Below are 13501 nucleotides of genomic sequence, written 5' to 3'. Positions count from 1 at the left end.
GTTCATGCGGTCACATATGGGCCACCACGGGCCCTGGCGTCAAGGGCCGCGAAAATGCCGTTTTTGCCCCCGCAAGGGGCGCGGCCGGCCTTAAGGGTTCATGATCCCCTAACCATTTGAGGCCATTCTGGAACCTGCGGTTCTCCAATTTCTTGACCCGGTATTTTCATGCGATCCCTGCTCGCGCTTATTTTCGGCGCCTCGCTCCTTGCAGCTCCTCCCGCGTGCGCCGAGACCCGCGTCTTCATCATCGCCGACCAGTGCCTGGCCAAGGGCGACACATGCGGCGCCTCCGCCGCGCACACCTATTGCCAGTCACGAGATTTTGCGAAGGCATCAAGCTATCGCCGGGTCGATCCCGACGAAATTACCGGCTCTGTCCCCAAAACCGGCACAAACTGCTCCCATGGCCATTGCGACGAATATGTCGCAATCACCTGCCAGCGCTGAATTCCCTCGGAGCCGGCGGACCTTAGACCGGTTCGGCCCCTGAAACGACGTGACGATGCCGCAGGAAGCGGCTATTGGGAGGGCGCGCTTCGGCCCCCAACCCACTTGGGACGTCACTTGGACAATTACGCCGGGCCGTGACCTCGCTAGAATGGCGGATATGCCTGAATTCTTCTCTCTCCTCCGTGCCCGCTCCCTCCTTGCCTGCACCGTGCTCCTCGGCAACGTCGTGCTCGCCAATGGCGCGTTGGCGCAGGCCGGCCCGCCGCCCCAGCCCAGCCAGAACGGGCTCGGACCGAACCCGATGTGCGTGCGCCTGGAAGCCCAGCTCGCCGCGCTCGATCGCGGCGGCGGAGGTGATGCCGCCCGCGAAGAGCAGATCCGCCGCTACCAGGATTCCCAGGCCAAGCAGCAGGCCGAGCTTGATCGCGTCACCATGCAGGCCAAGCGCATGGGTTGCGATTCCTCCGGCTTCTTCTCGCTGTTCAACGGCCAGTCGGCGCAGTGCGGCCCGGTCAACACCCAGATCCAGCAGATGCGCGCCAATCTGGACCAGATCACCGGCAGTCTCGAGCGGCTGCGCGGCGGTCCCGGTGCCAGCCCGGAGCGCGACAACCAGCGCCGCTCGGTGCTGATGGCGCTGGCGCAGAACAATTGCGGCCCGCAATATGCCAATGCCGCACAGTCCCAAGGCGGCGGTAATTTCCTGACCAGTCTGTTCGGCGGCAACAACCCGAACAATCCGCAAGTCATGCCGCCCTCCGATCTCGGCCCGCAATCCGGCACCTTCCGCACCGTCTGCGTGCGCACCTGCGACGGCGCCTATTTCCCGATCTCCTTTGCCACCGTGCCGGCGCGCTTTCCCGACGATGAGAAGACCTGCAAGGCGCTGTGCCCGGCCGCTGAAGCCGTGCTCTATACCCATCGCAATCCCGGCGAGGACATGAACGCGGCGGTTTCGATCGGCGGCCAGCCCTACACGGCGCTGCCGACCGCATTCAAATTCCGCAGCGAGTTCAACCCGTCCTGCTCCTGCAAGGCGGCAGGGCAGACCTGGGCGGATGCGCTGAAATCGGCCGACGACAAGGCGAGCGTCGAGCAGCAGGGTGACATCATCGTCACCGAGGAAAGCGCCAGGAAGATGCAGCAGCAGCGGCTCAACAAGGGCACGCCGCCTGCCAATGCCAAGAAGGGCGCGGCCGGCGCAGCGCCGACACCGACCGCGGCGACGGCACCGGCTGCAACGCCGGCGGATGCAGCCCCCACGACCTCGTCGGAGAACAAGCCGATCCGCTCGGTCGGCCCGACCTTCCTGCCGCAGCAGCAGAAGTAGGCCGTCGCTCTGTCATGCTCCGCGCAGGCGTCCCAGCGCGGCCGTTCCGCTGTTACGGCTCGCGCTCGCGGCTCCACGGGAAGAGATTGGCCGGAAAGTCTGCCGCGTAGCGCCTGCCCTTCGGGAGCGCCGTCGGTGCGTCCGGTGGGTTCGGATTGGGCTCGACCACCCGCCGATAGAGGTGCCAGGTGGCATGACCGAGCACCGGCAGAACGACGGCGAGACCGACGAAGAGCGGCAGCGAGCCGATCACGAGCAGCGCCGCCACGATGAGGCCCCATCCGGCCATCGCAACCGGATTCGCCGCCACCGCTCGGAGCGACGTGCGGATCGCGTCGATCGCGGTCGCATGACGGTCCAGCATCAACGGAAATGACACGACGCTGACGCACAATGCCACAACCGCAAACAGGAAGCCGACACCGCAACCGATGATGATGAGCGACCAGCCTTCGGGTGTCGTCAGCACGCGCGTTGCAAAGTCCGGAATGCTTGCGGCCGCAGCGTGACCGAAGATCGAGACATAGATTGCGTTCGCGACACCGATCCAGGCCCCGAACAGGACCAGCAGGAGCACGCCGAGTTCCACCATGGCGCCGAACGACGGTGCGCGCAGCACCTTGATCGCATCCCATGCTTCGACCTCCTCGCCGCGCTCGCGACGACGGCTGAGTTCGTAGAGACCGACAGCGGCAAAAGGACCGATCAAGGCAAAGCCGGCGGCCAGCGGAAACAGCAGCGGCAGCACCGAATAGCCGAGCACCATCCTGAACAGGACGACACCGAGAACGGGATAAATCAGGCACACGACGATCGCGTGGCTCGGCATCGCCTGGAAATCCTCCCAACCCAGGCGCAGGACCTCGGTCAAGTCGGACAAGCTGATCTTGCGAATGGGGTAGGAGGCCGCTTCACCGAATGCGTGCCGCCTGATGTCGTGGGAGTACAGAGTGGCCATGTACGGACCCTCCCGTGCTGAAAATCGCGGTTTTCGACGACACGCGCTCTTCAGCCACGCGTGTCCGCCTGACGAGCAGGAAACGCGATGGGTCGGTACGGCAACCCAGGTTCAGCAACCGAGCCTGGCCGGACGGAACCCGTCGCGACCTGCCGGCCAAGCTTAGCGCGCGCGGAGCGCGGCTGCACTCACGGTTGGGTGAATTGCGCACCAGCATGGATTTGTGCGTTGCATCACCCAAACCGAGCATCCGCACCTGATGGCTTGTCGGTTTGCCAGCAGGGCAATCACACCAATTCGGGCACCCACATTGCTCTATTGACGCCGGATTAGGCTGGTATCATTTTAGACTTGAGACGCCCTTAGAGTTGATGGTCGCGAGCGTTCTCTCGATTTCGCGATCAGTGGAATGGGCGAGGCAAGAGGCCGGCGATGGCATATGCCAAGAAAGGCCAGCCATCGCGACAGACATGAGCTCCGCCCTGGATTGGTATCCGTAGCCTTCAATGGCAAGGATGGATCAGGATGGCTGTCGCACTGATACTGCTTCTGGTCGCGATCGGCTCGGTGCTGTTTCACATCTACAGCCCGTGGTGGTGGACGCCGATCGCCACGAACTGGGCCTATATCGACCACACCATTAACATCACGTTCTGGATCACGGGCTTTGTTTTCGTCGCCGTGATCGCCTTCATGGCTTACTGCGTCTTCCGCTTTCACCACAGAGAGGGAAGACGGGCTGACTACAATCCGGAAAACAAAAGGCTCGAATGGTGGCTGAGCGTCGGGACCGGCGTCGGCGTCGCGGCCATGCTGGCGCCCGGACTCGTGGTCTGGCACCAGTTCGTGACGGTGCCTGCGGATGCCACTGAGGTCGAGGTCATGGGCCAGCAATGGCAGTGGAGCTTCCGCCTTCCGGGCAAGGATGGGCAGTTGGGCACATCGGATGTCCGCAACATCGCTTCCGACAATCCGATGGGGCTCAATCGTGACGACCGGCACGCGCAGGACGATGTCGTGATCGAGAACGGCGACCTGCACCTTCAAGTCGGAAAGCCGGTCAAGGTTCTCCTCCGCTCGGTTGATGTCCTGCACGATTTCTACGTGCCCGAATTCCGGGCCAAGATGGACATGGTTCCAGGCATGGTGACCTATTTCTGGATAACGCCTATCCGAACCGGAACTTTCGATGTTCTCTGTGCGGAGCTTTGTGGCGCTGCTCATTATCAGATGCGGGCCAAGGTCATCGTCGACGAAGAGGGTGAATATCACGCTTGGCTGGAGCAACAAAAAACGTTCGCAGAATTATCGCCGGCAAGAGCCGTCGTGAGGGCGACGTACCAATCCGGCGGCAAGTAGCAAGCTGCCGCCGGAGACAGATCGGGCGCAAGAGGCCAACGCCTCACCCCCGATGGAAACGACCGAGGAGGTCTCTATGGTCGATATTCCATATGAAGGAATCCGCGGCATCCCGCCTGCCGAAGTACCTGAGGTCGAGCTCTATCATCCGCGGAGCTGGTGGACACGGTATGTGTTCTCGCAGGACGCCAAGGTGATCGCCATTCAGTATTCGCTGACCGCCACGGCCATCGGGCTGGTGGCCCTGGTGCTGTCGTGGCTGATGCGGCTGCAACTGGGATTCCCCGGCACCTTCTCTTTCATCGATGCCAATCAGTACCTCCAATTCATCACCATGCACGGCATGATCATGGTGATTTACCTGCTCACCGCATTGTTCCTGGGCGGCTTCGGCAACTACCTGATCCCGCTGATGGTCGGCGCCCGGGACATGGTCTTCCCTTATGTGAACATGCTGAGCTACTGGGTCTACCTGCTCGCAGTCCTGGTGCTTGCCTCGACATTCTTCGTGCCGGGCGGCCCCACCGGCGCCGGTTGGACGCTGTACCCGCCGCAAGCAATCCTCTCCGGAACGCCCGGGCAGGATTGGGGCATCATTCTCATGATGGCGTCCCTGATCCTGTTCATCATCGGCTTCACCATGGGCGGGCTGAATTATGTGGTCACGGTGTTGCAGGCGCGCACGCGCGGCATGACTTTGATGCGCCTGCCCCTGACGGTGTGGGGCATTTTCACGGCGACCGTCATGGCGCTGCTGGCATTCCCTGCCCTGTTCGTTGCCTCGGTCATGCTGCTGCTCGACCGTCTCTTGGGAACCAGCTTCTTCATGCCCGCCCTCGTCGAGATGGGCACGCTTTCGAAATATGGCGGCGGCAGCCCGCTGCTCTTCCAGCACCTGTTCTGGTTCTTCGGCCATCCCGAAGTCTACATCGTCGCCCTGCCCGCCTTCGGTATCGTCTCCGATCTGATCAGCACGCATGCGCGCAAGAACATCTTTGGTTATCGCATGATGGTCTGGGCGATCGTAGCCATCGGCGCGCTCAGCTTCATCGTATGGGCGCACCACATGTATGTGAGCGGCATGTTCCCGCAATTCGGGTACTTCTTCGCCACCACGACGCTCATCATCGCAATCCCGACCGCGATCAAGGTCTACAACTGGGTGCTGACCCTGTGGCGCGGCGACATTCACCTCACGGTGCCGATGCTGTTCGCCCTCGGCTTCATCATCACCTTCGTGAACGGCGGGCTCACCGGCCTCTTCCTCGGCAACGTCGTCGTGGACGTGCCCCTCTCGGATACCATGTTCGTGGTCGCGCATTTCCACATGGTGATGGGCGTGGCGCCGATCATGGTCGTGCTCGGCGCGATCTATCATTGGTACCCAAAAGTCACGGGGCGGATGCTGAACGAGGCCCTGGGCAAGTTTCACTTCTGGGTCACTTTCCTCGGCGCCTACCTGATCTTCTTCCCCATGCATTATCTTGGACTGCTCGGGGTCCCGCGCCGGTATTTCGAACTGGGGGATGCGACGTTCATCCCGTCCTCGGCCCATTCACTGAACGCCTTCATCTCCGTGGTGGCCTTGACCGTCGGCTTCAGTCAGATGGTGTTCCTGTTCAACCTCGCCTGGAGTTTGTTCAAGGGTGAGGCCTCAGGCGGCAATCCGTGGCGGGCGACGACGCTGGAGTGGCAGACGCCGGAGACGCCCCCAGGGCACGGCAATTGGGGCAAGGAGCTCCCGGTCGTGTACCGCTGGGCCTATGATTACAGTGTGCCCGGCGCCGCGGAGGATTTCATTCCGCAGAACCAGCCGCCGCGCGCGACGCAGCTCGCTCAGGGAGCTGCTTCGTGAGCGCCGTCATCCTGTTCCTGGCTGTGCTTGCGGTGATCGCCGGATGGTGGCTGTCGCAGCAGCGCCTGACGGCCAAGCCCTGGCTGGAGGAAGGCCCGGCCGGTGACTTCCCTGGCAGCGATGCCATGACCTGGCCGGCAGCGAAGGTCGGACTTGGCGTGTTTCTCGCTGTCGCGAGCGCATTGTTCGTGCTCTTCATCAGCGCCTACTCGATGCGGATGAGCGTGGTGGACTGGCGGCCGCTGCCTGTACCGCGGCTGCTGTGGGTCAACACGGGCGTCCTGGTCGTGAGCAGCGTCGCGCTGCAATGGTCGTACGCGGCCGCGCGCCGACAGGATACTGAAGGCGTCGTCATCGGTCTGCTCGCGGGCGGAGCATCTGCCGTGATCTTCCTCGCCGGACAGCTCCTGGCCTGGCAGCGGCTCGGGGCTGCCGGATATTTCGTGGCGTCCAATCCGGCGAATTCCTTCTTCTACCTGTTGACCGCAGTGCACGGGCTGCATCTGACGGGCGGTCTGGTGGCCTTGGCCCGAACCTCAGCCAAGATGTGGCGCGGCGCCGACATCGCCGAGATGCGCTTGGGCGTGGAGCTCTGCGCCATCTACTGGCACTTCCTGCTGTTGGTCTGGCTTGTCCTGCTCGGTCTTCTCACCGGCTGGACCGACGATTTCGTCAACATCTGCCGCCAATTGCTGAGCTAGGGAGGCGAGACCAGATGGCTGAGACCGTGCTGACAAATCCAGGCCAATCGCCTGCGCGGCTTGAAGGCTGGCGCGGCATCGCCGCCGACTGGGCGTCCGATCAGCGCGCCTTCAAGAACGTGTCCTGGGGAAAGGCCATGATGTGGATCTTCCTCCTCAGCGACACCTTCATCTTCAGTTGCTTCCTGCTCTCCTACATGACGGCGCGCATGTCGACGACCGTACCGTGGCCGAATCCCAGCGAGGTCTTCGCCCTCAATATCGGGGGCAACCACATTCCCCTGATCCTGATCGCCATCATGACGTTTGTATTGATCAGCAGCAGCGGTACGATGGCGATGGCCGTCAATTTCGGCTACCGGCGCGATCGCGTGAGAACCGCAATCCTGATGCTGGTCACTGCAGCCTTCGGCGCAACCTTCGTCGGAATGCAGGCCTTCGAATGGACCAAGCTGATCATGGAGGGCGTTCGGCCCTGGGGCAATCCATGGGGTGCGCCGCAGTTTGGTGCGAGCTTCTTCATGATCACCGGCTTCCACGGCACCCATGTGACGATCGGTGTGATTTTCCTGATCGCCATTGCGCGGAAGGTCTTTCGCGGCGATTTCGACGTCGAGAGGCGCGGCTTCTTCACGAGCCGCAAGGGGTATTACGAGATCGTCGAGATCACGGGCCTGTACTGGCACTTCGTCGATCTCGTGTGGGTGTTCATCTTTGCATTCTTCTATCTTTGGTGAGGTGGGCGCATGACCAACGCGGCGGTACACATGGAAGGACAGCTCCACGCGCCGGCGCATGGCGCAGTCGCAACGGGAGCCGTTCATGCCAAGGAGCAACAGCACCCGATCAAGCTCTACCTCGTGGTCTGGGGCTGGTTGTTCGTCCTCAGCACGTGCTCCTATCTCGTCGACTACTTTGGCCTGCACGGCTATCTGAGGTGGTCGCTGATCCTGCTGTTCATGATGTTGAAGGCCGGCCTGATCGTCGCCGTCTTCATGCACATGGCCTGGGAGCGGCTGGCCTTGGCCTATGCCATCCTGCTGCCGCCGGTGGCGGTGTTGGTATTCGTGGCGATCATGGTGCTCGAATCCGAATATACGCACTTACTAAGGGTGCTGTTTTTCGCAACCCCGTCATAGCGCCCGCGGTCGCTCAAGCTGGGCTTCACCCCTCGAATGCGTCGATTGGCGCCGTGCTTCCACGTGACACCAGCGCCTCATCCGTCGCCGGCAACGGCTGGCCCTTGTCGCGGAAGCGGTTGGTGATGGGATAGCGGCGGTCGCGGCCGAAATTCTTCGGCGTCACCTTCACCCCAGGCGCGGCCTGGCGGCGCTTGTATTCGGCGACGTTGAGCAGATGGTCGATCCGGGTCACCGTTTCGCGGTCGAAGCCGGCGGCGATGATCTGGTCGAGCGGCTCCTCGCGCTCGATCAGACGTTCAAGGATGGCGTCGAGCACCTCGTAAGGCGGCAACGAGTCCTGATCAGTCTGGTTCTCGCGCAGCTCGGCCGTCGGCGGACGCGTGATGATGTCGGGCGGGATCACCTCGCCGGCCGGGCCGAGCGCGCCTTCCGGCTTCCAGGAATTGCGCAGGCGCGCCAGCCGGAACACCTGCGTCTTGTAGATGTCCTTGATCGGGTTGAAGCCGCCGTTCATGTCGCCATAGAGCGTGGCGTAGCCGACCGACATCTCCGATTTATTGCCGGTCGTCACCACCATCAGCCCGGTCTTGTTGGAGATCGCCATCAGGAGCGTGCCGCGGGTGCGGGCCTGGAGGTTCTCCTCGGTGATATCGGGCGGCAGATTCTTGAAGATGCCGGACAGGATCGTCTCGAACCCGGTCACGGCTTCCGCGATCGGCAGCACCTCGTAGCGGATGCCGAGATGGCCGGCGAGCTCGCCGGCATCCGCGATCGAATGCGGCGCGGTGTAGCGGTAAGGCAGCATCACGCCATGTACCTGGTCGACGCCGAGCGCGTCGACCGCGATCGCCGCGCAGAGCGCCGAATCGATGCCGCCGGAAATGCCGAGCAGCACGCCGGGAAAGCCGTTCTTGGCGACGTAATCGCGTAAGCCCAGCACGCAGGCCGCGTAGTCGGCCTTGTCGCCCTCGGGCAGTTCGGCGATTGGCCCGGTGCAGCGCCAGTCGTCGCCGTTTCTGCTGAAGCGCAGCGTGACGATGCTGTCTTCGAAGGCCGGCAGCTGCGCCGCGAGCGAGAGATCGCCATTGAGCGCGAAGGATGCGCCGTCGAAGACGAGCTCGTCCTGGCCGCCGACCTGGTTGAGATAGATCAGCGGCAGCCCGCTCTCGGTGACGCGCGCCACCGCGACCGACAGGCGCACGTCGTTCTTGTCGCGGGCGTAAGGCGAGCCGTTCGGCACCAGGATGATCTCGGCGCCGGTCTCGGCCAGCGTCTCGACCACGTTCTCATAGTCCTCGGACTCCTCCAGCCAGATGTCCTCGCAGATCGGCACGCCGATGCGGACGCCGCGCACGGTGACGGGACCGGCGGCAGGGCCGCGGGAAAACAGTCGCTTCTCGTCGAACACGCCGTAATTCGGCAGGTTGCACTTGAAACGCAGGCTCGCGATGCGGCCGCCATCGAGCAGCGCGCAGGCATTATAGAGCCTGCCCTCCTCGACCCAGGGCGTGCCGACCAGCATCGCGGGCCCGCCATCGGCGGTCTCGCGCGCGAGGCTTTCGATCGCGGCGCGGCAGGCGGCCTGGAAGGCGGGCTTCTGCACCAGGTCTTCCGGGGGATAGCCGGCGATGAACAATTCCGGAAACAGCACGAGATCGGCGCCGTCGGACTTGGCCTGCGCCCGGGCCGCGCGCGCTTTGCCCGCATTGCCTTCCACGTCGCCCATGGTCGGATTGAGCTGGGCGAGCGTGACCGCGAATGTGTCCAGACGTTCGGTCATGGCCGCTCTATCCGATCCCGAGTTACAGGAACCCCAATCGCTCGATGACGGCGATGATCCAGAACGCGCCGGTCATCAAGAGCGCAACGCCGACAGCGGCCGAGCCCATGTCCTTGACGCGGCCGATCTGCTTGTCGTGATCCATGGTTAGCCTGTCGGCGAGCTTCTCGATCGCGGTATTGAGCAGCTCGACCGTCAGCACGAACGCGACAGAACACACCAATTCCACCGCGCGCATCGCGGTCGCGCCGATGAACCAGGCAAACGGCACCGAGAGGATCAGGGCAAAGATTTCCTCGCGGATGGCCTGTTCCGAGCGGAACGCAAAGGCCATACCGTTGCGGGAATTGATCGTGGCCTTCCAGATCCGCAGCAAGGTCTTACAGCCCCGCTGCGGCCGGCATCGGCTGGGTCTTGCCGGCGCGCTCCTGCTTGAGCAGCTCCGCGACCAGGAACGCCATATCGATGGATTGTTCGGCGTTGAGGCGGGGATCGCAGACCGTGTGGTAGCGGTCGTTGAGATCCTCGTCCGTGATCGCGCGGGCGCCGCCGAGACATTCGGTGACGTCCTGGCCGGTCATCTCCAGATGCACGCCGCCGGCATGGGTGCCCTCGGCGGCATGGACCGCGAAGAACGACTTGACCTCGGACAGGATGCGGTCGAACGGCCGCGTCTTGTAGCCGGACGTCGAGGTGATGGTGTTACCGTGCATGGGATCGCACGACCAGACCACCACCCGGCCCTCGCGCTTCACGGCGCGGATCATGTTCGGCAGATGCTCGCCGATCTTATCGGAGCCGAAGCGGCCGATCAGCGTCAGCCGGCCCGGCTCGTTGTCGGGATTGAGCACATCGATCAGCTTCAACAGCTCGTCCACCTTGAGCGAGGGACCGCATTTCAGCCCGATCGGATTCTTGATGCCGCGGAAATATTCGACATGGCCGTGATCGAGCTGGCGGGTGCGGTCGCCGATCCAGAGCATGTGGCCCGAGGTCGCGTACCAGTCGCCGGTGGTGGAATCGACGCGGGTCATGGCCTGCTCGTAGCCGAGCAACAGCGCCTCGTGGCTGGTGTAGAAATCCGTGGCACGCAGCTCCGGATGGCTCTCGAGATCGAGGCCGCAGGCGCGCATGAAGTTGAGCGCGTCCGAGATGCGGTCGGCCAGCTCCTTGTAGCGGCGTGACTGCGGGCTATCCTTGAGGAAACCGAGCATCCATTGATGCACGCTGCCGAGATTGGCGAAGCCGCCGGTGGCGAACGCGCGCAGCAGGTTCAGCGTCGCGGCGGACTGGCGATAGGCCATCAGCTGGCGCTGCGGATCGGGAATGCGCGCTTCTCTGGTGAAGGCGATGTCGTTGACGATGTCGCCGCGATAGCTCGGCAGCTCGACGCCGTTCACCTTCTCGGTCGGCGATGAGCGCGGCTTTGCGAACTGGCCGGCGATGCGGCCGACCTTCACCACCGGCACTGCACCGGCATAGGTCAGCACCACCGCCATCTGCAGCAGCACGCGGAAGAAGTCGCGGATATTGTTGGCGCCGTGCTCGGCGAAGCTCTCAGCGCAGTCGCCACCCTGCAGCAGGAAGGCATCGCCGGCCGCAACGCGGCCCAAGGCCTTCTTCAGATTGCGCGCCTCGCCTGCGAACACCAGCGGCGGAAAGGTCGCAAGCTGCGCCTCGACGTCGGCCAAAGCCCTGGCGTCGGGATATTCGGGCACCTGTAGCACCGGCTTGCTGCGCCAGGACTCGGGCGTCCACCGCTCGGACATCGCAATCTCTCCGTGAAGCAAAAACCACAACCTGATCTAGGGGTTGCGAGGGCCGCCTTATACACAGGCCGGACACGCCCCGCCAGTTGTAAATCCATTTCGCAGCGCAAACCCTTGCGGCCAAAGCCGAATTCGCATTTGCTTGGGCAGGCTCAAGGAATCCGGAGGATACCGACCGCCATGGGCGCGGCACTGGATGACGTTTTCATCGACCAGATCAGCTTCCCGGCGGCCGACGGCTATGCCCTGACCGGCACCCTGTTCCTGCCGCGCGGCGCCAAGCGCCATGCCGTCGTGATCAATTCGGCGACGGCCGTGCCGCGAAAGATCTATCGGGGCTTTGCCTCCTACCTCGCCCATCGCGGCTGCGCGGTGCTGACCTACGATTATCGCGGCATCGGCGATTCCCGCCTGCCGGCGATGGTCGGCTACAACCGGCCGAAATCGCTGGTCGGCTTCAAGGCCTCGATGTCGGACTGGGCCGCGCTCGACGTCACCGCCGCGGTCAGTTGGATGCGCGAGCGCTATCACGCCCTGCCGCTCGCCTATATCGGCCATTCCTTCGGCGGCCAGGCGCTCGGGCTGATCGCGAACAACAGCGAGATCTCGCGCGCCGCCTTGGTGGCCTCGCAGGCCGCGACGTGGCGGTTGATGACCTCGCCGGAAAAATACCGGGTCTACGCCTTCATGAATTTTGTCGGCGTGCCGCTGGCCCATGCACTCGGTTACGCACCGGGCTGGGCCGGTATCGGCGAGGATTTGCCCAAGGGCGTCTTCCTGCAATGGACCGAATGGGTCTCGAGCCCGCGCTATCTGTTCGATTCAAAGCTGCCGGCGCTGGAGAACTTCGCCAAGTTCAAAGGCGAGCTCCGCGCGCTATGCTTCTCCGACGATCCCTGGGCGACGCGGCCCGCGGTCGAGCTGCTCGCGAGCGGATTCACTGCGATCAAGCCGGAAGTGCTGATGGTCAAACCGTCCGACGTCGGCGCCAAGGAAATCGGCCATTTCGGCTTCTTCCGCCCCGAGCACCGCGACACGCTGTGGCGCGGCGTCGCGGAATGGATTCAGGGGGAATGAGGCTGCGTCAGCGGATGATCGTCGTCAGCGACGAGTAGCGCCGGTTCGGCTTGGCGTCGCCAGGTGCGAACTGCGCGAAGGCGTCGCTGACGCGGACTGCCGGCGGCGTGTCGCTCGCGAACCGAAACTCCTTCGGCCGCGGTGCGTAGAAGCTGGCGCGGTAATAAGCGTCGTCGAAGCGCGCCTCGCCTACGCCGAACAATGCGTCACAGACCAGCAGGAGCGCGTAGACTCCCGCGACCGCTGCGACGATCTCCCTGAGAATTGTCATGCTGATGCCCTGCCCTTTTGCGGGCAGGATGCAGATCGGTTCCAAAGGCCTGGTTTAAGGCGCCGGGTCTCTTGTCCGGAGGGTTTGCCCGCGCTGAACGGATTGCAGACAATTTTATCGATCTCGAAGGAGAGCCCGCCCGACGAGACGATCGGGCGGGCTCAGGATTGGCCGCTCGGGAGGTATTGGGTGGCCGGTTGCGTCAGCCGTGGCCGGCCTCCTTGTGATGGCCGTTGTCGCTGAGGCGGTCGACCCAAGCGATGCCGATGGCCGAGAAGATGAAGGTCAGATGGATCAGCACCTGCCACATCACGCCGCCTTCTGTGAAATTGCTGCGGGTGGTGCCGAGATTGCCGGCCTCGATGAAGGTCCTGAGCAGCGAGATCGAGGAGATGCCGATGATCGCCATCGCGAGCTTGATCTTGAGCACGCTGGCATTGACGTGACTGAGCCATTCCGGCTCGTCGGGATGGCCGGTCAGGTTCAGGCGGGAGACGAAGGTCTCGTAGCCCCCGACGATCACCATGATCAGAAGGTTCGAGATCATGACGACGTCGATCAGCCCAAGCACGACCAGCATGATCTGCTGCTCGCTGGCGTCGAACGAGTGCAGGACCAGGTGCCAGAGCTCCTTCAGGAACAACAGCACATAGACCGCCTGCGCGACGATGAGGCCGATATAGAGCGGCAGTTGCAGCCAGCGCGAGCCGAAGATCAGCTTCGGAAACAAGCCGACCGGCGGCAGCGGCGCGGCCGAAGGTGCTTTGGGTTCAGGCGTCATTGATCACTCCGGGGTAGCAAGCAGC

General features: G+C 63.4%; 14 protein-coding genes. 8 read left to right on the top strand and 6 right to left on the bottom strand.

Annotation, left to right across the window (positions count from 1 at the left end; translation table 11 throughout):
• Positions 1 to 168 precede the first annotated feature (168 nt).
• A complete protein-coding gene (locus HZZ16_RS02585; protein ID WP_197946934.1) occupies positions 169 to 450 on the top strand; it encodes a hypothetical protein in 282 nt (93 codons plus the stop codon).
• Positions 451 to 601: 151 nt separating this feature from the next.
• Entirely contained in the window at positions 602 to 1783 is a 1182-nt protein-coding gene (locus HZZ16_RS02580) for a DUF2865 domain-containing protein (protein WP_197946933.1), read from the top strand.
• A 52-nt stretch (positions 1784 to 1835) separates the two neighbouring features.
• On the opposite strand, the gene HZZ16_RS02575 is transcribed toward HZZ16_RS02580, so the two are convergent.
• Positions 1836 to 2741: a DUF2189 domain-containing protein gene (locus tag HZZ16_RS02575; RefSeq protein WP_197946932.1), complete on the bottom strand. Its 906-nt coding sequence runs from the start codon at positions 2739 to 2741 to the stop codon at positions 1836 to 1838.
• Positions 2742 to 3266: 525 nt separating this feature from the next.
• Here HZZ16_RS02575 and HZZ16_RS02570 point away from each other — a divergent pair.
• From HZZ16_RS02570 to HZZ16_RS02550, 5 genes are all read left to right on the top strand, one after another.
• A complete protein-coding gene (locus HZZ16_RS02570) occupies positions 3267 to 4100 on the top strand; it encodes a cytochrome c oxidase subunit II (RefSeq protein WP_197946931.1) in 834 nt (277 codons plus the stop codon).
• A gap of 76 nt (positions 4101 to 4176) precedes the next feature.
• Entirely contained in the window at positions 4177 to 5955 is a 1779-nt protein-coding gene (locus HZZ16_RS02565) for a cbb3-type cytochrome c oxidase subunit I (RefSeq protein ID WP_197946930.1), read from the top strand.
• Entirely contained in the window at positions 5952 to 6656 is a 705-nt protein-coding gene (locus HZZ16_RS02560; protein WP_197946929.1) for a cytochrome c oxidase subunit 3, read from the top strand. The genes HZZ16_RS02565 and HZZ16_RS02560 overlap by 4 nt, the downstream gene beginning before the upstream one ends.
• 14 nt (positions 6657 to 6670) lie before the next feature.
• Positions 6671 to 7393, top strand: a complete 723-nt coding sequence (locus tag HZZ16_RS02555) for a heme-copper oxidase subunit III family protein (protein ID WP_027571656.1) — start codon at positions 6671 to 6673, stop codon at positions 7391 to 7393.
• Between the two features lie 9 nt (positions 7394 to 7402).
• Positions 7403 to 7795 (top strand): cytochrome C oxidase subunit IV family protein, encoded by a 393-nt coding sequence (locus HZZ16_RS02550; RefSeq protein ID WP_197946928.1) that lies wholly within the window; start codon positions 7403 to 7405, stop codon positions 7793 to 7795.
• A gap of 25 nt (positions 7796 to 7820) precedes the next feature.
• On the opposite strand, the gene HZZ16_RS02545 is transcribed toward HZZ16_RS02550, so the two are convergent.
• From HZZ16_RS02545 to HZZ16_RS02535, 3 genes are read right to left on the bottom strand one after another with little or no spacing between them, the layout of a single operon-like run.
• On the bottom strand, positions 7821 to 9578 hold the full coding sequence (locus HZZ16_RS02545) for an NAD+ synthase (protein ID WP_197946927.1): 1758 nt from the start codon (positions 9576 to 9578) through the stop codon (positions 7821 to 7823).
• Positions 9579 to 9600: 22 nt separating this feature from the next.
• Positions 9601 to 9954: a diacylglycerol kinase gene (locus HZZ16_RS02540; protein ID WP_197946926.1), complete on the bottom strand. Its 354-nt coding sequence runs from the start codon at positions 9952 to 9954 to the stop codon at positions 9601 to 9603.
• Positions 9955 to 9958: 4 nt separating this feature from the next.
• Positions 9959 to 11347, bottom strand: coding sequence for a class II 3-deoxy-7-phosphoheptulonate synthase (locus tag HZZ16_RS02535; protein WP_197946925.1), 1389 nt, complete (start codon positions 11345 to 11347; stop codon positions 9959 to 9961).
• Between the two features lie 180 nt (positions 11348 to 11527).
• On the opposite strand from HZZ16_RS02535, the gene HZZ16_RS02530 reads away from it, so the two are divergent.
• Positions 11528 to 12424 carry an alpha/beta fold hydrolase gene (locus HZZ16_RS02530; protein ID WP_197946924.1) on the top strand — a complete coding sequence of 299 codons (897 nt, stop codon included), beginning with the start codon at positions 11528 to 11530 and terminating at the stop codon, positions 12422 to 12424.
• A gap of 7 nt (positions 12425 to 12431) precedes the next feature.
• On the opposite strand, the gene HZZ16_RS02525 is transcribed toward HZZ16_RS02530, so the two are convergent.
• Together HZZ16_RS02525 and HZZ16_RS02520 are read right to left on the bottom strand one after the other, a co-directional pair.
• Positions 12432 to 12695 (bottom strand): hypothetical protein, encoded by a 264-nt coding sequence (locus HZZ16_RS02525; protein ID WP_197946923.1) that lies wholly within the window; start codon positions 12693 to 12695, stop codon positions 12432 to 12434.
• A 202-nt stretch (positions 12696 to 12897) separates the two neighbouring features.
• Positions 12898 to 13476: a TIGR00645 family protein gene (locus tag HZZ16_RS02520; RefSeq protein ID WP_197946922.1), complete on the bottom strand. Its 579-nt coding sequence runs from the start codon at positions 13474 to 13476 to the stop codon at positions 12898 to 12900.
• Positions 13477 to 13501: the final 25 nt, after the last annotated feature.

Source organism: Bradyrhizobium glycinis, assembly GCF_016031655.1.
GTDB classification, from domain to species: Bacteria; Pseudomonadota; Alphaproteobacteria; order Rhizobiales; family Xanthobacteraceae; genus Bradyrhizobium; species Bradyrhizobium glycinis.
Note: the sequence above shows the minus strand (reverse complement) of the source record. Positions and strands in the feature narration are given on the sequence as shown.